This window comes from Pseudomonas sp. XP2, from assembly GCF_053557975.1.
On the sequence record NZ_JBNRIK010000001.1, the window covers coordinates 227,229 to 246,104 of the forward strand.

Here is an 18,876-nt window from a genome sequence, read left to right on the forward strand (position 1 = left end):
TCGACCCGGTGCTGCGCTGCCCATAGGTGCTGGTCGACAAGATCATCTCGCGCTCCCGGGTCAGGTCCTCCAGCTGGCTACCCAGCAGGCTGTACAGGCTGTCATCGAAGCGCATGGTGCTCACCGGCCCCTGGATCTGCCCGTTTTCCACCCAGAAGGTCGCGAAGCGGGTCAGCCCGGTCATCCGCGCTGCCGGCAGGTCAGAGTAGTTCAGGTACCACAGGTTGCTGATGTACAGCCCGGTGCCTAGCCGCTCAAGGATCTGTTCGCTGGCCAGGTTGCCAGGCGCCAGGCTGAGCGCGCAGGGCGACTCGTAGCTGTCGGCACCGTTGGCCTGCAGTTCGAACTCGGCCGCACTGCGCGCACTGACCAAGCGTTGCAGCGCTGCGCCTTGCTGGATCAACGGCACATCCAGGCGTGGCGCTCCTTCATCGGAAAACGCCGGGCTCAGCGAGCCGCTGACCTGTTCGGTGAAGCTCACCAGCGGGCTTAACCGTGCATCGCCGTTGTACAGGCGCTGCAAGGCGCTGTTGCCGGTGGCGAGGGCCTGCGCGGAAAACCCGCCCCAGCACAACATGCCGGCAATTTCGTCCATGGCCGCAGGCGCCAGGTAGGCGCGGTAGCTGCCGGGCTTGAGGGTGACCGCCGTGCGACCCAGGAACCCCAGTTGTTCACGTGCCTGGCGCAAGCGTGCGATGAAGTCGTCGGCGCTCCACAGCTGGCCGGCACAGTTGGCCTTCACCGCCTGGCCGTTTTCGTGGAACAGGCTCCAGTCAAAGTTGAAGCTGTTGGCCTGGTGCCAGCCGAAGGCCCCGAAGGAACTGGCAAAGCCCCGGCAGATCGGGCCGGCGGCGTAGATGCCGACCAGGTCCAGGTCGCCAGCTTCACGGTCGAGCAGGGCCAGTACTTCGTCCAGTGCGGGCAGGGGGTGTTCCTGCTGGCTGTGGCTGTGCCAGGCGCTTTCGTCCAGGCGCAGGTAAGGGTCGAGGGCCAGCAGCGGCAAGGTCTGGCGCAGCTGCTCAAGCGCATCGCTCAGGCGCTGGCGATCCAGTTGCACGTCGCCACTCAAGGTCACCTGCTGTTCCGCCTGGCGCCCATCGCGCACCAGCCGCAGCTGCGCGCTGGCCTGGCTCACTTCACCGGCCTGGCGAACCTTGGCGTGATTGAAGCGCACGAATTGCGACTGTTCTGCGCTGTAGCCGAGGGTGAACTGCTCGCCTGCTTGCAGGGCGGCGCGCACATCCGCAACCAGGGTTTCGAAAGCATGCTTCATCAGGCGTCTCCTCCGAATACATCGATCTGGCGGAACACACAGGCCGGCGATGCGTGGCCGACCCGCACCACCTGGTTGGGTTCGCCCTTGCCGCAGTTGGGCGTGCCCAGCACCTGGAAGGTACTGCGGTCGCCGACGGCCGACAGGTTGCGCCAGAACTGCGCGGAGATGCCACGGTAGTTGGGGTTTTTGACGATGCCTTTGAGCTCGCCGTTTTCAATCAACTGGCCCCATTCACAGCCAAACTGGAACTTGTTGCGCGCATCGTCGATGGACCAGGAGCGGTTGGTACGCATCAGGATGCCGTGCTCGATGCCCTGGATCAGCTGGTGCAGGCTCTGGTCACCCGGCTCGATGTTGAGGTTGGCCATACGGTCGATCGGCGCACGGTTCCAGCCACAGGCGCGGCTGTTGGCCACGCCGTCCAGGCCTGAGCGGAACTGCGACAGCGCGCCGCCCAGTGGGCGCAGCAGCAAGCCGTCGCGGATCAGGAACTGCTTGCTGGCCGGGGTGCCGTCATCATCAAAGCTGTAGCTGGCCAGTTCTTCGCCGATGGTCGGGTCGAAGGTCACGTTCAACAGACGGGAGCCGTACTGCAGGTGGCCGAAGTCGCTGGCTTTGACGAAGCTGGTGCCCGCGTAGTTGCGCTCGTCGCCAAGGATGCGGTCCATTTCCAGCGGGTGGCCGATGGACTCGTGGATCTGCAGCATCATCTGGTCGGGCATCAGCAGCAGGTCGCGCGGGCCGCTGGGGGTGTTGGGGGCCAGCAGCAGTTGCAGTGCCTCGTCGGCCACCCGCCGGGCGGCGCCGACCAGCCCGCAGCGCTCGATGATTTCGAAACCGCCCTGCTGGCCGAAGTTGTCGCGGCCCAGGCTGCGGCTCTGGCTGTCCTGGCCATCGCTGGCGGTTACGCCCAGCCCCGGGAACAGGAAACGCTGTGCGTGGCGCAGTTCGGCGCCCGCGGAGTTCAGGTAGGTTTGCTCCACCAGGCTCAGGCCCAGACTGGCCTGCCAGTCCACCAGACGGCTGTCTTTGGGCACGCTGGCCGATTCGGCGGCGAGCAGGCCAAGGCAGTCGGAGAGGGAGGGGCCGGGCTGGTCGAAGTTGGGCGAGATATGGTCGTGGCGTGCGCTGGTCACCGGCTGGTTGCGCAGGTCCAGCAGGCTGTGTCGGGCAATCTGCCGGGCCAGCGCCTCGGCTTGTTCCAATGCGCGTTGCAGGCCAGCCTGGGAGAGGTCGGCGGTGGCCGCATAGGCCTCCACGCCATTGACCCGCGCGGTGAGCATGGCGCCTTCGTCCTGGCTGAAGAGCGGCGGTTCGGCAACATTGCGGCGAACCGACAGCGCCTGGTGCGACTGTTTCACATGGCGCAGGGAAAACAACTCGGCCGTACTGCGCAGCGCGGCAAAGCGCTGGCGCAGCAGGGCGCTGGAATCGAACATGCAAAAGCCTCCGTGTACACGGTGGCTCCCCCTTAGAACCACTCGTCCTGCATGGTGAGGCAAGTGTTGTCGCGCGCCTCTAGCAATGCCAGCTCATTATGGCAGCCCGGTACTTCCCAGGTCAGGAAATAACGCGCGGCCTGCAGCTTGCCCTGATAGAAGTCGCGATCGGCAGGGTGACCTTTCTGCAGGCCAAGCTCGGCGTGAATGGCCTGTTCCAGCCAGCGCCAGCCGATCACGCAGTGACCGAAGGCTTTGAGGTACAGGGCCGAATTGGCCAAGGTGTCAGCGACTTTGCCTTTGGCCAGATCGCCGAGCAGTACCAAGGTTACGCTTTGCAGGCGGTTGACCAATTGCTCCAGCGGCTGGCGCAGGGGGTCAAGGTTTGGGTTGTGGCTGGCGCGCTCGCCAGTTGCTGCCATAAGCCGAATGAGTTGCTTGAGCCCGGCACCATTGTTCTGGGCCAGTTTGCGCCCAAGCAAGTCGAGAGACTGGATGCCCTCGGTACCCTCGTGAATCGGGTTCAGGCGGTTATCGCGGTAGTACTGCTCCACTGGGTATTCGCGGGTGTAGCCGTGGCCGCCGAGAATCTGGATAGCCAGTTCGTTGGCCTTGAGGCAGAACGTCGAGGGCCACGACTTGACGATCGGGGTCAGCAGGTCGAGCAGCGCCTGCGCTTGTGTGCGGGACGTTTCGTCATCGGCGGTGTGGGTATCGTCGAACAGGCGCGCGGCGTAAAGGCCCAGGTCGAAGGCGCCTTCCACGTACGCCTTCTGTGCCAGCAGCATACGTTTCACATCGGTGTGCGCGATGATCGGCACCGCCGGGCTGAGCGGGTCTTTGTTGTCCGGCAGCCGGCCTTGCGGCCGTTGGCGGGCATATTCCAGCGAATACAGGTAGCCGGCGTATCCGAGCATCACCGCGCCCATGCCAACGCCGATACGCGCCTCGTTCATCATCTGGAACATGCAGGCCAGGCCTTGGTGCGGCTGGCCGACCAGGTAGCCGACGCACTGGTCGTTGTCGCCGAAGTTCAGCGCGGTGGAGGTGGTACCGCGCCAGCCCATCTTGTGAAACAGCCCGGCCAGCAGCACGTCGTTGCGCGGGCCACGGCTGCCGTCGGGGTTGACGTTGTACTTGGGCACGATGAACAGCGAGATGCCTTTCACCCCGGGCGGTGCGTCCGGCAGCTTTGCCAGCACCATGTGCACGATGTTTTCCGACAGTTCGTGGTCGCCACCGGAGATGAAGATTTTGTTGCCCTTGAGCCGGTAGCTGCCGTCGCCCGCAGGTTCGGCACGGGTGCGGATGTCGGCCAGAGACGAGCCAGCGTGGGGCTCGGTCAGCGCCATGGTGCCGAAGTAGCGGCCCTCGATCATTGGCTGCAGGAACAGACGCTTCTGTTCCTCTGTGCCGAAACTTTCGATCAGGTTGGCTGCGCCCATGGTCAGGAACGGGTAGGCCGTGGTGCCGGCGTTGGCAGCCTGGAAGTGAGCGAAGCAGGCCTGCGAAACCAGGCTGGGCAGCTGCATGCCGCCGAACTCGAAGTCCCGGTTGGCGTTGAGGAAGCCGGCTTCGAGAAATGCGTCGACGGCAGGCTTGACCTCGGGGATCAGTTCAGCGCGGCCGTCCACGTAGCGCGGCTCGTTTTCGTCGGCCTTGCGGTTGTGCGGGGCGAAGTACTTTTCGGCGATGATGCGGGCGGTAGCCAGTGCCGCGTCGAAGGTTTCGCGGCTGTGCTCGGCAAAGCGCGGGCGCTGGGTGAGGGCTTGGGCGTCGAGCACTTCGTAGAGCTCAAAGGCCAGGTTGCGGGGGCTGAGCAGGGTCTCGGGCATGGGGGCGGTCCTGAGGCGGGATGCTGCGAGTGTAGGGAATCGGGTGGGGTGGGGGGAGGTTAATAGGTTTGGGTGATATGGGTTTAGAACGGGTGGGGCATACAGGTGCTTGCCTTGATTTTTTCTGCGCCTGCAAGACCGAGCGCCGCCCGCGCGGCGCATCGCGACGCAAGGCCGCTCCCACATTTGTTTCGGGCCAATCCATCCTGTAAGGCCACCGCTGTCCGCCTTGGTTGTTCCATGCGGTATTGAAGGGGGGGCAGTCGCTCTTTATCGATCTCCAGCCATGCACCCAGGGTGCGCGCGCCATAGGCACAGGAGAGACTGGCCCGAAACAGATGTGGGAGCGGCCTTGCGTCGCGATGCGCCGCGCGGGCGGCGCGCGATTTCACAGGCGCTGCAAAAGGTGAGCGAACACCTTCCAGCCTCACCGCATTCCGGCCAGTTTCGGCAGATCATTTTAGGTTTTCACCTATTCCATGTAGTCCATTTCCCAAACATACTCCCAACCCCCTTCAAGCCATTGCGGTGCTCTGGATCGGGCCCTAGTCTCGGGTGGTCGCTGCCAAATCAGTGACCGGCTTTGACAGGCCGCTTAGGTCAAACCGCATCGCTTTGCCTTTATGGCAGCTGTGCATGGGGCACTTCGTGTGCGCCGGGTTTTGGTTTGCCTACCGGTCTGTCAACCCATGTACAGCTGCCACCCTCTTGTTTGACAGCAGGTGTGTAGTGGCCTTTATCACTAGGTGAACCATGATGCTGAAGATAGTCCCCGATCCACCCCTTAACGCCCATTCCCTTGAAGACACCCTGATCCAGGCCACGGATCACGCGCTGTGTGCCGCAACCGTGGTGCACCACGCCATACAGCTGCAGCCCAGGTCGCCGGCTTCGATCCTGATGATGACCACGATGCATGAACTGGAGGCGCTGCGGGCTTTGCTTGAGTCTGCATTGGTTCAGGTGCAGATGCCCGCTGAGGCCAGGCCTGTGCATTGAGGCTGCGTAATGTGTTGCCTGGGCTGGCCTCTTCGCGGGTAAACCCGCGAAAGGGCCAGGCCAGGCAGTCGAGAATTATCAGGGGATTGAACAATGACAACAGAAGACCCCCAGTTCACCGTCGGCAAGACAACTTTCTACCAGGGCGAAAACGGCACGCATCCATTGTTCCGCATCGAGCCCGGTATCCCGTGCATGGATGCCCGCGAGCAGTCGTCGGAATTGATGGGCTATGTGCGCGAACTGACCATTACCGGGCTGATGGATGAGAAGCCAATGATGATATGGGCTGCCCATTACCTGAGTGCCATGGCAAAGGCACTGATGGATGATGCCGAGTTGGGCATGAAGCAGTGAGGGCTTGCCTTCCGGTTGCGTGAAGGCGGCCAGGTGTTAGTCACAACATTTTCTGCGCCTGCAAGACCGAGCGCCGCCCGCGCGGCGCATCGCGACGCAAGGCCGCTCCCACATTTGTTCCGGGCCAGTCCATTCTGTGAGGCCACCGCTGTCCGCCTTGTTTGTTCCATGCGGTATTGAAGTGGGCGCAGTCGCTCTTTATCGATCTCCAGCCATGCACCCAGGGTGCGCGCGCCATAGGCACAGGAGAGACTGGCCCGAAACAGATGTGGGAGCGGCCTTGCGTCGCGATGCGCCGCGCGGGCGGCGCTCGGTCTTGCAGGCGCAGATAATGTCGTGGCGAGCACCTGTCAGCCCACCCCAATCTCACGACAAACCCCCATAAAAAAGGGAGAGCCGAAGCTCTCCTTTTTTCAACAACCCTCAGCCTCAGCCAATGGTCATCAAGCTGGCATTACCGCCGGCAGCAGCAGTGTTCACACTCACCGCCCGCTCAATCACCAACCGCTCCAGCGCAATCTGGTGATCCCCGCTGGACAGCCCGTGCACACCGACGATGGCACCGGCACGCTTGGCCACCTGCTGGCAGACGCTGCGCAGCTGATCCGAGTCGCCATGGTGGATCACGGCGTCGAACGCCACTTCATCCTTGTTCCAGTCTGCCACCAGCTTCACCTTGGCCTGCAGCTCACGCGGCAGGCGGGCACGCAGGGCTTTGCCAGGCTCGCTGTCTGCCCACACCGCCGAGCTGCCGACGGCCAGTACGGCGGCCAACTGCGCCAGCAGGTCAGCCTCGTTGTCGGCCAGGCACAGCACGTGCTCACGCGGCAGGATGGTGTAGCTGTTGCGCTCGCCGGTCGGGCCTGGCAGCAGGCGGGCGATGCCGCTCTGCGACTGGCTGGCGAACTGGTCACAGAGCGCAGCCAGGTCGGCCAGTTGGTTGCTCTGGGCCCAGGCCTTCAGGCCGTGCAGCGGCTTGACCAGCTGTTCGTGCAGGGTGCGGTCTGGCTTGCCTTCGCCGTCCTGCTGCTGGAAGTGGCGGCCAATGGCATCGGCCGGGCGGGTCGACAACAGGCGGTACAGGTACAGTGGGCCGCCGGCTTTCGGGCCGGTGCCAGACAGGCCTTCACCACCGAACGGCTGCACGCCCACCACTGCACCCACAATGTTGCGGTTGACGTACATGTTGCCGGCGTTGGCGGTTTCCACCACCTTGGCGATGGTCTCGTCGATGCGGGTATGCACGCCGAGGGTCAGGCCGTAGCCGGAGTTGTTGATCTGCTCGATCAGTTGGTCCAGGTTGCGGCGGTTGTAACGCACCACGTGCAGCACCGGGCCGAAGATTTCACGCTTCAGTTCGTCGAAGCTTTCCAGCTCGATCAGGGTCGGCATCACGAAGGTGCCACGTTTGACCTCGGTCGCGTCGGCAATGGCCACCTGATAGACCGCGCGGCCTTTCTCGCGCATGCCCTGGATGTGCTTCTCGATGCCGGCCTTGGCTTCGGCGTCGATCACCGGGCCAATGTCCACGGCCAGGCGGTCAGGGCAGCCCAGACGGCTTTCGGCCATGGCGCCCTTGAGCATTTCGATTACGCGGTCGGCGGAGTCTTCCTGCAGGCACAGCACGCGCAGGGCCGAGCAACGCTGGCCGGCACTGTCGAAGGCCGAGGACACCACGTCGATCACCACCTGCTCGGTCAGCGCCGAGGAGTCGACGATCATCGCGTTCTGGCCGCCGGTTTCGGCAATCAGCGGGATCGGGCGGCCCTGGTTGTCCAGGCGGCCGGCGACGTTGCGCTGCAGCAGGCGGGCAACCTCGGTGGAACCGGTGAACATCACGCCTTTAACGCGCTCGTCACCCACCAGGCCGGCGCCGACGGTTTCGCCGCGGCCCGGCAGCAGTTGCAGCACGCCCTCGGGGATGCCGGCTTCCAGCAGCAGGCGCACGGCCTGGGCGGCGATCAGCGGGGTTTGCTCGGCGGGCTTCGCCAGCACCGGGTTGCCGGCAGCCAGGGCCGCAGCTACCTGGCCGGTAAAGATCGCCAGCGGGAAGTTCCATGGGCTGATGCACACCACTGGGCCCAGGGGGCGGTGGGCGTCGTTGCTGAAATCGTTGCGTGCCTGCACGGCGTAGTAGCGCAGGAAGTCCACGGCTTCACGCACTTCAGCGATGGCGTTGGCGAAGGTCTTGCCGGCTTCGCGGATGAGCAGACCCATCAGCGGCTGGATTTCGGCCTCCATCAGGTCGGCGGTGCGTTCCAGAATGGCAGCGCGCTCGGCGGGTGGGGTGGCCTGCCAGATCGGCGCGGCGTTCAAAGCGCACTGGATGGCGTTGTCCACGTCGGCAACGGTGGCTTCCTGTACATGGCCGACCACGTCGCGGTGATCCGCTGGGTTCAGTACCGGCGCGGCAGCGCTTTCACTGGCGGCGCAGGCCAGCATCGGGGCGGCCTTCCAGTCGTTGTGAGCGGTGGCCAGCATGGCGCAGGACAGTGACGCCAGGCGGTGCTCGTTGGCCATGTCGATGCCGGCCGAGTTGGCCCGCTCAGTGCCATACAGGTCGCGCGGCAACGGGATACGCGGGTGTGGCAGGCCGATGTTGCCTTCCTGGGTGCCCATGCGCTCGATGCTGGCGACCGGGTCGGCGACCAGTTCCTGAATGGAGATCGAGTGGTCGGCGATGCGGTTGACGAACGAGGTGTTGGCGCCGTTTTCCAGCAGGCGGCGTACCAGGTAGGCCAGCAGCGTCTCGTGGGTACCAACCGGCGCATAGACCCGGCAAGGGCGATTCAGCTTGCCATCGGCAATCTTGCCGACCACTTGCTCGTACAGCGGCTCGCCCATGCCGTGCAGGCATTGGAACTCGTATTGGCCCGGGTAGTAGTTCTGCCCGGCAATGTGGTAAATGGCCGACAGGGTGTGGGCGTTGTGGGTAGCGAACTGCGGGTAGATGGCTTCTGGTACGGCCAGTAGCTTGCGGGCGCAGGCGACGTAGGAAACATCGGTGTACACCTTGCGGGTATAGACCGGGTAGCCTTCCAGGCCTTCGACCTGGGCGCGCTTGATCTCGCTGTCCCAGTAGGCGCCTTTTACCAGGCGGATCATCAGGCGGTGGCGGCTGCGCTTGGCCAGGTCGATGACGTAGTCGATCACGTACGGGCAGCGCTTCTGGTAGGCCTGGATAACGAAACCGATACCGTTCCAGCCCGCCAACGACGGCTCGAAGCACAGGCGCTCGAGCAGGTCGAGCGACAGCTCCAGGCGGTCGGCTTCTTCGGCGTCGATGTTCAGGCCGATGTCGTACTGCTTGGCCAGCAGGGTCAGCGACAGCAGGCGCGGGTACAGCTCTTCCATCACGCGCTCGTACTGGGCGCGGCTGTAGCGCGGATGCAGCGCCGACAGCTTGATGGAGATGCCCGGGCCTTCATAGATGCCGCGGCCATGGGAGGCCTTGCCGATCGAGTGGATGGCTTGCTCGTAGGAGGCCAGGTACTTTTGCGCGTCGTGCTCGGTCAGTGCGGCTTCGCCGAGCATGTCGTAGGAATAGCGGAAACCCTTGGCCTCGAAGCGGCTGGCGTTGGCCAGGGCTTCGGCAATGGTCTCACCGGTGACGAACTGCTCGCCCATCAGGCGCATGGCCATGTCGACGCCCTTGCGGATCATCGGCTCGCCGCTCTTGCCGATGATGCGGGTGAGCGAGGAGGTGAGACCGGATTCGTTGTGGGTGCTGACCAGCTTGCCGGTCAGCAGCAGGCCCCAGGTGGCGGCGTTGACGAACAGCGACGGGCTGTTGCCCAGGTGCGGCTGCCAGTTGCCGGTGCTTATCTTGTCGCGGATCAGCGCATCGCGGGTGCCCTTGTCGGGGATGCGCAGCAGGGCTTCGGCCAGGCACATCAGCGCCACGCCCTCCTGGGACGACAGCGAGAACTCCTGCAGCAGGCCCTGGACGATGCCGGCGCGACCGCCAGCACTCTTCTGATTACGCAGTTTTTCGGCAATGCCGGCGGCCAGCTTGTTGGTGGCTTCGGCCAGTGGTGCGCTCAGGCGCGCCTGTTCCAGCAGCATCGGCACCACCTCTTGCTCGGGGCGGCGGTAGGCGGCGGTGATTGCCGCGCGAAGTACCGACTGCGGCAGGATGCTCTCGGCAAATTCGAGGAAGCACTGGTGGCTGTGGTCGGCCGGGATCTCACCGGCATCGTCGACAAGGTTGCCGACATGGCCGTTAAGTTCGGTCAGGGTGGCACCACCCTCAAGCTTCTCCAGATAATTGAAGATCGCTTGCTTGATCAACCAGTGCGGCGTGCGGTCAATGGACTGCGCAGCTGCTTTGAGTCGCTCACGGGTCGGGTCGTCGAGTTTGACCCCAAGGGTGGTAGTCGCCATTTCTTATCCTCGTTATTGCCACGGCTGTGGCCTAAGCTGGCGCCAAGAGTAGCTGTAGGACAATTCGGGTGCAACCAGGTGCAACCGCATTTTTTGGCGCTATAGGTGCAACTCGTCTGACAGACATTTCCATGCCCTTCAATAAGGGCTTTAAGGGTGAGTTTTCTTATGAAAAACCCCTGTGATGCTCCAAAAAGGAGCAAAAAAGTGCCTCCTACGGAATATTGACGAGCGGGTGCAACTTCCAAATGAAAAATGGTTGCACCTGCTTTGCGTTGTTGCATAGGATTCGCCGCCTGGGTGCAACCGTCACGACTATGGTTGTGCATGAGATAAAAACAAACGCCAGGGCACACGCATGGGCAATCCACTTACGATCACTTTCGTGGTCTACATCGCAGCAATGGTACTGATCGGCTTCGCCGCCTATCGCGCCACCAACAACCTTTCCGATTACATTCTGGGTGGTCGCAGCCTGGGTAGCGTTGTTACAGCGCTGTCTGCCGGGGCATCCGACATGAGCGGCTGGCTGCTGATGGGCCTGCCGGGCGCCATCTACTTTTCGGGCCTGTCCGAGGCCTGGATCGCCATCGGTTTGACCGTTGGTGCTTACCTGAACTGGCTGTTCGTCGCTGGCCGGTTGCGTGTCCAGACCGAGCACAACGGCGATGCGCTGACTCTGCCGGACTACTTCTCCAGCCGATTCGAAGACAATAGCGGCCTGCTGCGGATTATTTCGGCGATCGTCATCCTGGTGTTCTTCACCATCTACTGCGCTTCTGGCATCGTTGCCGGTGCCCGCCTGTTCGAAAGCACCTTTGGCATGTCTTACGAGACTGCCCTGTGGGCTGGCGCCGCAGCGACCATCGCCTACACCTTCGTCGGTGGTTTCCTGGCGGTGAGCTGGACCGATACGGTTCAGGCTTCGCTGATGATCTTCGCGCTCATCCTGACCCCGGTGATCGTGCTGATTTCCACGGGCGGTTTCGACACCACCTTTGCTGCCATCGAGGCGGTGAACCCAGCCAATTTCGACATGTTCAAAGGTGCTACCTTCATCGGCATCATCTCGCTGATGGGCTGGGGCCTGGGCTACTTTGGCCAGCCGCACATCCTGGCGCGCTTCATGGCCGCCGATTCGGTGAAATCGATCGCCAAGGCTCGCCGCATCTCCATGACCTGGATGATCCTGTGCCTGGCCGGTACCTGCGCCGTGGGCTTCTTCGGCATCGCCTACTTCTCGGCCAACCCTGACCTGGCGGGCCCGGTCACCGAGAACCATGAGCGTGTGTTCATAGAGCTGGCCAAGATCCTGTTCAACCCATGGGTCGCCGGCGTACTGCTGTCGGCCATTCTTGCGGCGGTAATGAGCACCCTGAGCTGCCAGTTGCTGGTGTGCTCCAGTGCATTGACCGAAGACTTCTACAAGGCCTTCCTGCGCAAGAACGCTTCGCAGCTCGAGCTGGTGTGGGTCGGTCGCCTGATGGTGCTGGCCGTGGCCCTGATTGCCATCGCCATGGCTGCCAACCCGGAAAACCGCGTGCTGGGCCTTGTGGCCTACGCCTGGGCTGGCTTCGGTGCCGCCTTCGGTCCGGTGGTGCTGATTTCGGTGCTGTGGAAAGGCATGACCCGAAACGGCGCGCTGGCCGGTATCGTGGTGGGTGCACTGACCGTTATCCTGTGGAAGCAGATCGATACCTGGGGCCTGTACGAAATTATCCCGGGCTTCCTGCTGGCGAGCATCGCCATCGTTCTGGTGAGCAAGCTGGGCAGCCCCTCCAGGGCAATGGTGCAGCGCTTCGAGACGGCAGACGCGGCGTATCACGCTGACAAGTGATGAGTGCTGGGTAGGCAACGAGTACGGCCCGAACAACAGTGTTGTTCGGGCCGTACTCGTTTGTAGCGGATGATTGCTTACAGGGTGAACTCGCACCGCGTTGGTTCGAACGCACCGGCCACACGTGGCACGATCAGGGCTTCATACTTGCCAGGGCCATGCCGGTCCAGGCCAACCTCCCATTCGTCGGATTTCGAGCTTGGCACTACCAGTGTCTCAGTAACGCCTTCAGGGTTCTTGAGTTTGAGCTGGGCGGTATAAGGCACATTGTCCAGGCCCAGTTTGCCGTGCAGGCGGTTTTGAGTTTTATCGTATTGGATGGAAGCTTTCATTTCATTTGCTCCTGGTTGGTGGAGACTCGATTCTTGGGATTTGCAGGGGCGCAGCGAATCAGGAATTCATTCCGAACGATGAGGGTTTTCATGGCTTCTCAACGGCGCGAGGGCGCTTGCGGTTGATTGCTGCACCTGACTCCGTCTGCAAGGCAAGGTAAACTTGCCACCCCCGCAGGAGTTGCCATGAACTATCGTCACGCCTTCCACGCCGGCAACCACGCCGACGTCCTCAAGCACATCGTGCTGACCCGCCTCATCGCCTTGATGTCGCGCAAGGAGCAGCCATTTGCCTACATCGATACCCACGCCGGGCTTGGTCTGTACGACCTGCAAGGCGACCAGGCAACCCGGACCGGCGAGTACCTGGAAGGCGTCGCCCGCTTGTGGGGCCGCGATGATGTGCCAGCCATGGCTGCCGACTACCTGCGCGTCATCAAGCGCCTGAACGCGGACGGCGAGCTGCGTTACTACCCCGGTTCGCCCGAGCTGGCTCGCCGCCTGATGCGCCAGCAAGACCGCGCCCTGCTCAACGAAAAGCATCCTGAAGACGGGCCGCTGCTCAAAGAGAACATGAAAAAAGACCCGCGTGTGGTCGTGCACCTGGGCGAAGGCTGGCATGTGCCCAGGGCCCTGCTACCTGTGCAGGAAAAGCGCGCGATCATGCTGATCGACCCGCCGTTCGAGCAGGCCGATGAGCTCAAGCGCTGCACCCATTCCATGAAAGAGGCCATCAGCCGCATGCGCCAGACCGTCGCGGCTATCTGGTACCCCATCAAGGACCAGCGCTCGCTGACGCGTTACTACCAGGACCTGACCAGCACTGGCGCGCCAAAATTGCTGCGGGTCGAGCTGTATGTGCACCACCAGGACAGCCCGCAGGGCCTTAATGGCTCGGGCCTGGCCATCGCCAACCCGCCATGGGGCCTGGAAGAAGAGCTCAAGGAGCTGCTGCCGTGGCTGGCCAAGGAGCTGGCGCAGACGGACGGTAGCTATCGCATGGACTGGCTCATCGCCGAATAGTATTGCCTGCCTGTACTGGCCTCATCGCCGGCAAGCCAGCTCCTGCAAGTACTGCATCTCCCTTGAGGGCAGCGGTGTTCCTGTGGGAGCTGGCTTGCCGGCGATGAGGCCAGTACGGGTTGCCGCGTTGCGCGCATGTTTGCGTTATAATCCCGCCCTTTAGCCGCCACCCGCCCATGAGGCCGCTGGCGCATTTTTACCGAATGAAGAGGCTAATCCCTTGGCATTGACGATTCTTGGCCTGTCCGGCGCCCTTAGCCATGACCCTTCCGCGGCCCTGTACATTGACGGCAAGCTGATTGCCGCCGCCGAAGAAGAGCGCTTCGTGCGTGACAAGCATGCGAAGAACCGCATGCCCTACGAGTCGGCGAAGTTCTGCCTGGAGCAGGCAGGCATCAAACCGTCCGACGTCGACGTGGTAGCCATCCCGTTCGCCCCGATCAGCCTGTTCGGCAAGGCGCGCTGGCACTATGCCAAGCGCTATTGGTACGCCCCGGATCGCGCCCTCGATGCGATCCTGATGGGCAACCGTCGCTACAAGCGCTATCGCAAGAAAATCGTCTGGTGCCTGGAGCAGCTGGGCTTCGACCCGAAAAAGGTCAAGATCGAGCCGGTCGAGCATCACCTGGCCCACGCCTCCAGTGCCTACCACTGCTCTGGCTTCAAGGAAAAAACCGCGATCCTCGGCATTGATGGTAAAGGCGAATACGCCACCACCTTCTTTGGCTACGGCGAAAACGGCAAGATCCACAAGATCAAGGAATTCTTCGACCCGGACTCCCTGGGTGGCCTGTACGGTGCGATCACCGAGTTCCTCGGCTTCGAAATGCTCGACGGCGAGTTCAAGGTCATGGGCATGGCGCCGTACGGCGACGCCAGCAAGTACGACTTCTCGCGGTTGGCCAGCTTCGAAAACGGCGAACTGGTGATCAACACCGATTACGCCAACGTCATTGGCCTGCGCCGCTATAAAGAGAAGGGCAAGGGTTTCTACTTCTCGCCGAAGCTGATCGAATGGCTGGGCCCCAAGCGCGAAGGCGACATCGCAGACGAGCCGTACATCCATTACGCCGCCAGCATGCAGGCGCTGTTCGAGAAGCTGGCGCTGCAGATGATCGACCACTACCTGGGCGACACCCTGCGTGAAACCGGCAAGCTGGCCTTCGCCGGCGGCTGCGCGCTGAACGTCAAGCTCAACCAGAAGATCATCGCCCGCCCGGACGTGAAAGAGCTGTTCGTCCAGCCGGCCTCCGGCGACGCCGGTACTGCTGTCGGCGCCGCAGCCTATGTTTCCCACGCCCGCGGCGTACCGGTGGAGAAGATGGAGCATGTGTATCTCGGCCCTTCGTACTCCAACGAAGACGTGATCGCCGCCTGCGCCCGTCACCCGAACCAGCCCAAGTGGCGCAAGCTCGACAACATGCCGCAGCAAATCGCCCAGATCATGGTCGACGGCAACCCGGTGGCCTGGTTCCAGGGCCGCATGGAGTTCGGCCCGCGCGCCCTGGGTGGCCGTTCGATCATCGGCTGCCCGAGCGTCGAAGGCGTGGCTGACCGCATCAACCACCAGATCAAGTTCCGCGAGCGCTGGAGACCTTTCTGCCCGTCGATGCTCGACACCGTCGCCCCGCAGATGATCAAGGTCGACCACCCGGCACCGTTCATGACCTTCACCTTCGAAGTGGCTGAAGAGTGGAAGACCCGCGTACCGGAAGTGGTGCACGAGGACGGTACTTCGCGTGCCCAGGTGCTCAAGCGCGAGTACAACCCGCGCTACTACGACATGATGAAGGCGCTGGAAGACCTGACCGGCAATGGCGTGTCGCTGAACACCTCGCTCAACCGTCGCGGTGAACCTATGATCTGCTCGCCGACCGATGCCCTGAACATGTTCTTCGGCTCGGACCTGCAGTACCTGATCATGGAAGACATCCTGGTGGTGAAGGACGGCGCGGCCGCCTATGACCAGCCGCTCTGAACCGCGCATCCTGCAGTTCTGCCATGGCTATGACGGGCCGTTCCTCGACTGTGCCCGTCAGTACGCCAGCCTGTTCCAGGGGCGTGGCTACCAGGTCACCACGGTGTTCCTCACCGGTGCCGCCGACCCGCAGGTGGCGGCCGGTTGCGCGTCTGACGAGGTGCTGTTCCTTGAGTTCAGCTCCAAGGCCGTGCGTGGCCTCAAGCTCGGTGCCATCCGTGCCTTGCGGCGCATTGCGGCCGAGCGCAACTTCGCCTTCTGCATTGCCCACCGCTTCAAGCCCATCTACGTGGCCCTGCTGGGCACCGGCCTGCCGGTGATCGGCGTGCACCATGCCTTTGGCGACTATGAGCGCAAAGGCCGCCGGCTGTTCGCCAACCTGTTCAGCAAGCGCCTGAGCCTGCTGGGCGTGTCAGACGCGGTGCGTGACGACATGCGCCGCTGCCTGCCACAGTGGCCAGCCGAACGCATCCAGACTTTGTATAACCGCATCGACATCGACGCCCTGCAAACGGCCCTGGTGCCGCGCGCCGAGGCTCGCCGGGCTCTGGGCCTGGACACGCAGGCGTGGGTCGTCGGCAATGTCGGTCGCCTGCACCCGGACAAGGACCAGGCCACTTTGTTGCGTGGTTTTGCCCAGGCGCTGCCCAAGCTGCCGGCCGGCGCGCGCCTGGCGATCCTCGGCAAGGGCCGGCTAGAGGCCGAGCTCAAGGCCTTGGCCGCCGAGCTGGGGATTGCCGGCCAGGTGAGCTTCCTGGGCCAGGTGCCGGATGCACGCCGCTACTTCGAGGCATTCGATGTGTTCGCCCTGAGCTCCGACCACGAGCCGTTCGGCATGGTCCTGCTCGAAGCCATGGTCGCTGGCGTACCGGTGCTGGCCACGGCTTGCGGCGGGGCTCGTGAAGTGGTCGAGGGTGTGGGTGTGCTGTTCCCGTTGGGCGATGCTGCCCAGTTGGCTCAGGGCCTGGAGCATATGGCCACGCTGAGCGCCGAACAGCGCCAGGCCTGTGCTGAGCACATGCTGCAACGCCTGCGTGAACGCTTCTCCGACCAGGCGGTACGCGAGACCTTCTGGCAGTTGCCGCAGGTACGTGCACTGGTGGGGCAGGCTTGATGCTCAATCGTATCCAGGCCTTCCGCGAGCGCGGGTGGCAAACGATCGACGCCAAGGCCTACGCCGAGGCATGGGCGCGTTTTGGTGGCAGTGTCGCCACCCATCCGCTGGTGGTCGAGCAACTGGCTGACCTGGCGCAGATCCCGGTACGTTACCTGGGCTGGTATCAGGCCGGCGAGCTGAAAGCCGCCATCCCGACCTGGGGGCGCCACTTGGCGCTGGCCAAGGACGTGCTCAAGCGTGCCGGCAAAAAAGCCCTGTTCGACTTGGGCAATGCCGAAATCATCCTGCCAGCTGCGGCCGATGCCGCTGCACCGTTGCGCCATACCGCACGCTACCTGTCCGAACTGAGCCAGGGCCGTTTCACGGGCCTCAAGGAACAGAAGGAACAGCTGGCGATGGCGCGGGCGCACGAAGACCTGTCGAAGAAATTCCGCTACAACCAGCGCCGCGAACTGCGCCTGCTGGAAGAGGCGGGTGGCGTGGTGCGCCCGATCAGCGACTTCAGTGCCCAGCAAATCGCCAGCATGTACTGCGACCTGTTCCAGCGCCGCTGGGGCTTCCCTGCCACCGGTGCCGAGCGCATGGCCGAGGTGCTGGAGCGTCTGCGCGAGCTGCTGATCGGCTCTGTGCTGATGCTGGACGGCAAGCCGATTGCCATTCAGCTGGTGTACCGCGTCGAAGCGCCGGACTGGGTCAGCGTCGAGTACATCAATGGCGGTGTAGACCCTGAAACCAAGGCCTTCAGCCCAGGCAGCGTGCTGAGTTTCCTCAATACCCAGGCCGCCTGGGAAGACGCCCGGGCGCGCAACAAACCATTGCGGTTCTCGTTCGGCCGTGCCGACCGCGAATACAAGGACCGTTGGTGCAACCCTGTGCCGGTGTATCAGGCGTGAGCCGTAAGCAGCAGTTGCTCAAGCGCCACCGGCGCAACAAGCGTCTGGGCTTGCTGGCAGGCCTGGTTGCGCTGGTCGCCCTCGGTGTACTGGCCTGGTGGTGGCTGCCGCTGTTGCTGTTGCCGCTGCTCTGGGCCGCCCACGAGGCCTGGTTTGCCGACCACCTGTTCTACGCACCCGGCGAGGACTACGCCTACGACTTCGGTGACCAGGCGCGGCAAGTACCTGCCAGCCTGCACGCGGGCCTGCTCAAGGCCGACTGCGTGCTACAGGGCGATGAAACCCTTGTGCTTGAGCTGCGGGTAAAAGGCAGCTGGCTCGGTCGGTTCCTGGACCCGCAGGTCGCGCTGCTGGCGGGTGAGCAGGCCGATCGGCAAACCTTCGAGCGTGGCGTCGATGGCGTGCGCTTCCTCAACCTGACCGGCCTGGCTGCGCCGCTCCAGGCCGGCGCATTGCGCCTGCGTGGTCGCCATTGCCGGCTGCTGGGCGAGCCGCGTCTGTGGATAACGCCGGCGGTCGAACTGCAACGGCGCCGGGTGATGGTGATTGCGCCGCATGCCGACGACGCCGAGCTTGCTGCGTATGGCCTTTACAGCCAGGCAGATGAAACCTGGGTAGTGACGCTGACCGCCGGTGAAATCGAGGCCGAGCACTATCAGCAGATGGGCCTGGGCAAGGCCGAGGCCGCGCGCCTGAAGGGCCGCCTGCGCGCCTGGGACAGCATCGCCGTGCCGCGTTGGGCCGGTGTGCCGGAGTCGCGTTGCGTACAGCTGGGCTACTTCTGCCTGCAGTTGCCTGCCATGCAGGCCGCGCCAGAGCAGCCTGTTGCGTCACGCGAGGCCGAGCTGGCCGATATCCGCGTATTTCGCCAGTTCAACCCGTTCCCGCTGCCGGCCGACAGCGATGGTGCGCCAACCTGGAACAACCTGCTGGCCGACCTGCGTACCTTGCTGGAAATGGCCAGGCCGCAAGTCCTGGTAATGCCGCACCCGCAACTCGACCCGCACCCCGATCACATCTGCGCTCAGGCAGCGGTGCTGGAGGCCTTGCAAGGCCTGGCCTGGCAGCCACAAACCCTGTTGTGCTACGCCAACCACCTGCATGACAACGACCGCTGGCCCATGGGCGACAGCGGCGATGGTGTGGCCTTGCCTCCGCAGTTGAGTGCTGTGCAGGCCTGGGCACCTTGCAGCCTGGTCCTGGACGTGGCTACCCAGCACGACAAGGCCATGGCCCTGGGCATGATGCACGACCTGCAGCCGGCCCCGCCATTCAAGCGCCGCCTGCGCCGCTTGCTGCAACGCTGGCTGGCCGGACGGCGGCCGTCGCCTTATGGGGAGAACGAGTTCTTCCGCAAGGCCGTGCGCCGACACGAACTGTTCTGGCGGCGCGAGCTGTAAGTACGCC

Annotated in this window: 13 protein-coding genes; 8 read left to right on the forward strand and 5 right to left on the reverse strand. The window is 63.5% G+C overall.

Annotated elements, in window-relative coordinates:
- The 3 genes from ACK1VC_RS00970 to ACK1VC_RS00980 all read right to left on the reverse strand — a co-directional run.
- On the reverse strand, positions 1-1,273 hold a 1,273-nt coding region (locus ACK1VC_RS00970), incomplete at its 3' end, for a TldD/PmbA family protein (RefSeq protein ID WP_449117807.1).
- Positions 1,273-2,715 carry a TldD/PmbA family protein gene (locus tag ACK1VC_RS00975; RefSeq protein WP_191087046.1) on the reverse strand — a complete coding sequence of 481 codons (1,443 nt, stop codon included), beginning with the start codon at positions 2,713-2,715 and terminating at the stop codon, positions 1,273-1,275. The genes ACK1VC_RS00970 and ACK1VC_RS00975, both read right to left, overlap by 1 nt.
- Positions 2,716-2,747: 32 nt before the next feature.
- A complete protein-coding gene (locus tag ACK1VC_RS00980) occupies positions 2,748-4,550 on the reverse strand; it encodes an acyl-CoA dehydrogenase (RefSeq protein WP_191087045.1) in 1,803 nt (600 codons plus the stop codon).
- Between the two features lie 756 nt (positions 4,551-5,306).
- On the opposite strand from ACK1VC_RS00980, the gene ACK1VC_RS00985 reads away from it, so the two are divergent.
- Together ACK1VC_RS00985 and ACK1VC_RS00990 are read left to right on the forward strand one after the other, a co-directional pair.
- Positions 5,307-5,549 carry a hypothetical protein gene (locus tag ACK1VC_RS00985; protein WP_096426996.1) on the forward strand — a complete coding sequence of 81 codons (243 nt, stop codon included), beginning with the start codon at positions 5,307-5,309 and terminating at the stop codon, positions 5,547-5,549.
- Between the two features lie 93 nt (positions 5,550-5,642).
- Complete coding sequence (locus ACK1VC_RS00990; RefSeq protein WP_023046985.1) at positions 5,643-5,906, forward strand: DUF3077 domain-containing protein; 264 nt, start codon at positions 5,643-5,645, stop codon at positions 5,904-5,906.
- Positions 5,907-6,335: 429 nt separating this feature from the next.
- Here ACK1VC_RS00990 and putA read toward each other — a convergent pair whose 3' ends face one another.
- Positions 6,336-10,289, reverse strand: a complete 3,954-nt coding sequence (gene putA / locus ACK1VC_RS00995; RefSeq protein WP_016489494.1) for a trifunctional transcriptional regulator/proline dehydrogenase/L-glutamate gamma-semialdehyde dehydrogenase — start codon at positions 10,287-10,289, stop codon at positions 6,336-6,338.
- Between the two features lie 358 nt (positions 10,290-10,647).
- On the opposite strand from putA, the gene putP reads away from it, so the two are divergent.
- The gene (gene putP, locus ACK1VC_RS01000; protein ID WP_016489493.1) at positions 10,648-12,126 is read left to right on the forward strand and encodes a sodium/proline symporter PutP; all 1,479 of its coding nucleotides are present in this window, start codon (positions 10,648-10,650) and stop codon (positions 12,124-12,126) included.
- Positions 12,127-12,203: 77 nt separating this feature from the next.
- Here the strand turns inward: putP and ACK1VC_RS01005 are convergent, their stop codons facing one another.
- Positions 12,204-12,458: a hypothetical protein gene (locus ACK1VC_RS01005; RefSeq protein WP_016489492.1), complete on the reverse strand. Its 255-nt coding sequence runs from the start codon at positions 12,456-12,458 to the stop codon at positions 12,204-12,206.
- Positions 12,459-12,644: 186 nt separating this feature from the next.
- Between ACK1VC_RS01005 and ACK1VC_RS01010 the strand changes: the two genes are divergently transcribed.
- From ACK1VC_RS01010 to ACK1VC_RS01030, 5 genes are all read left to right on the forward strand, one after another.
- Complete coding sequence (locus tag ACK1VC_RS01010; RefSeq protein WP_016489491.1) at positions 12,645-13,481, forward strand: 23S rRNA (adenine(2030)-N(6))-methyltransferase RlmJ; 837 nt, start codon at positions 12,645-12,647, stop codon at positions 13,479-13,481.
- A gap of 220 nt (positions 13,482-13,701) precedes the next feature.
- Positions 13,702-15,459: a carbamoyltransferase family protein gene (locus tag ACK1VC_RS01015; RefSeq protein ID WP_016489490.1), complete on the forward strand. Its 1,758-nt coding sequence runs from the start codon at positions 13,702-13,704 to the stop codon at positions 15,457-15,459.
- The gene (locus ACK1VC_RS01020; RefSeq protein ID WP_016489489.1) at positions 15,443-16,573 is read left to right on the forward strand and encodes a glycosyltransferase; all 1,131 of its coding nucleotides are present in this window, start codon (positions 15,443-15,445) and stop codon (positions 16,571-16,573) included. The genes ACK1VC_RS01015 and ACK1VC_RS01020 overlap by 17 nt, the downstream gene beginning before the upstream one ends.
- Entirely contained in the window at positions 16,573-17,469 is an 897-nt protein-coding gene (locus ACK1VC_RS01025) for an antimicrobial resistance protein Mig-14 (protein ID WP_016489488.1), read from the forward strand. The genes ACK1VC_RS01020 and ACK1VC_RS01025 overlap by 1 nt, the downstream gene beginning before the upstream one ends.
- Positions 17,466-18,869 carry a PIG-L deacetylase family protein gene (locus tag ACK1VC_RS01030; protein WP_060516864.1) on the forward strand — a complete coding sequence of 468 codons (1,404 nt, stop codon included), beginning with the start codon at positions 17,466-17,468 and terminating at the stop codon, positions 18,867-18,869. Before ACK1VC_RS01025 ends, ACK1VC_RS01030 begins: the two co-directional genes overlap by 4 nt.
- Positions 18,870-18,876 lie beyond the last annotated feature (7 nt).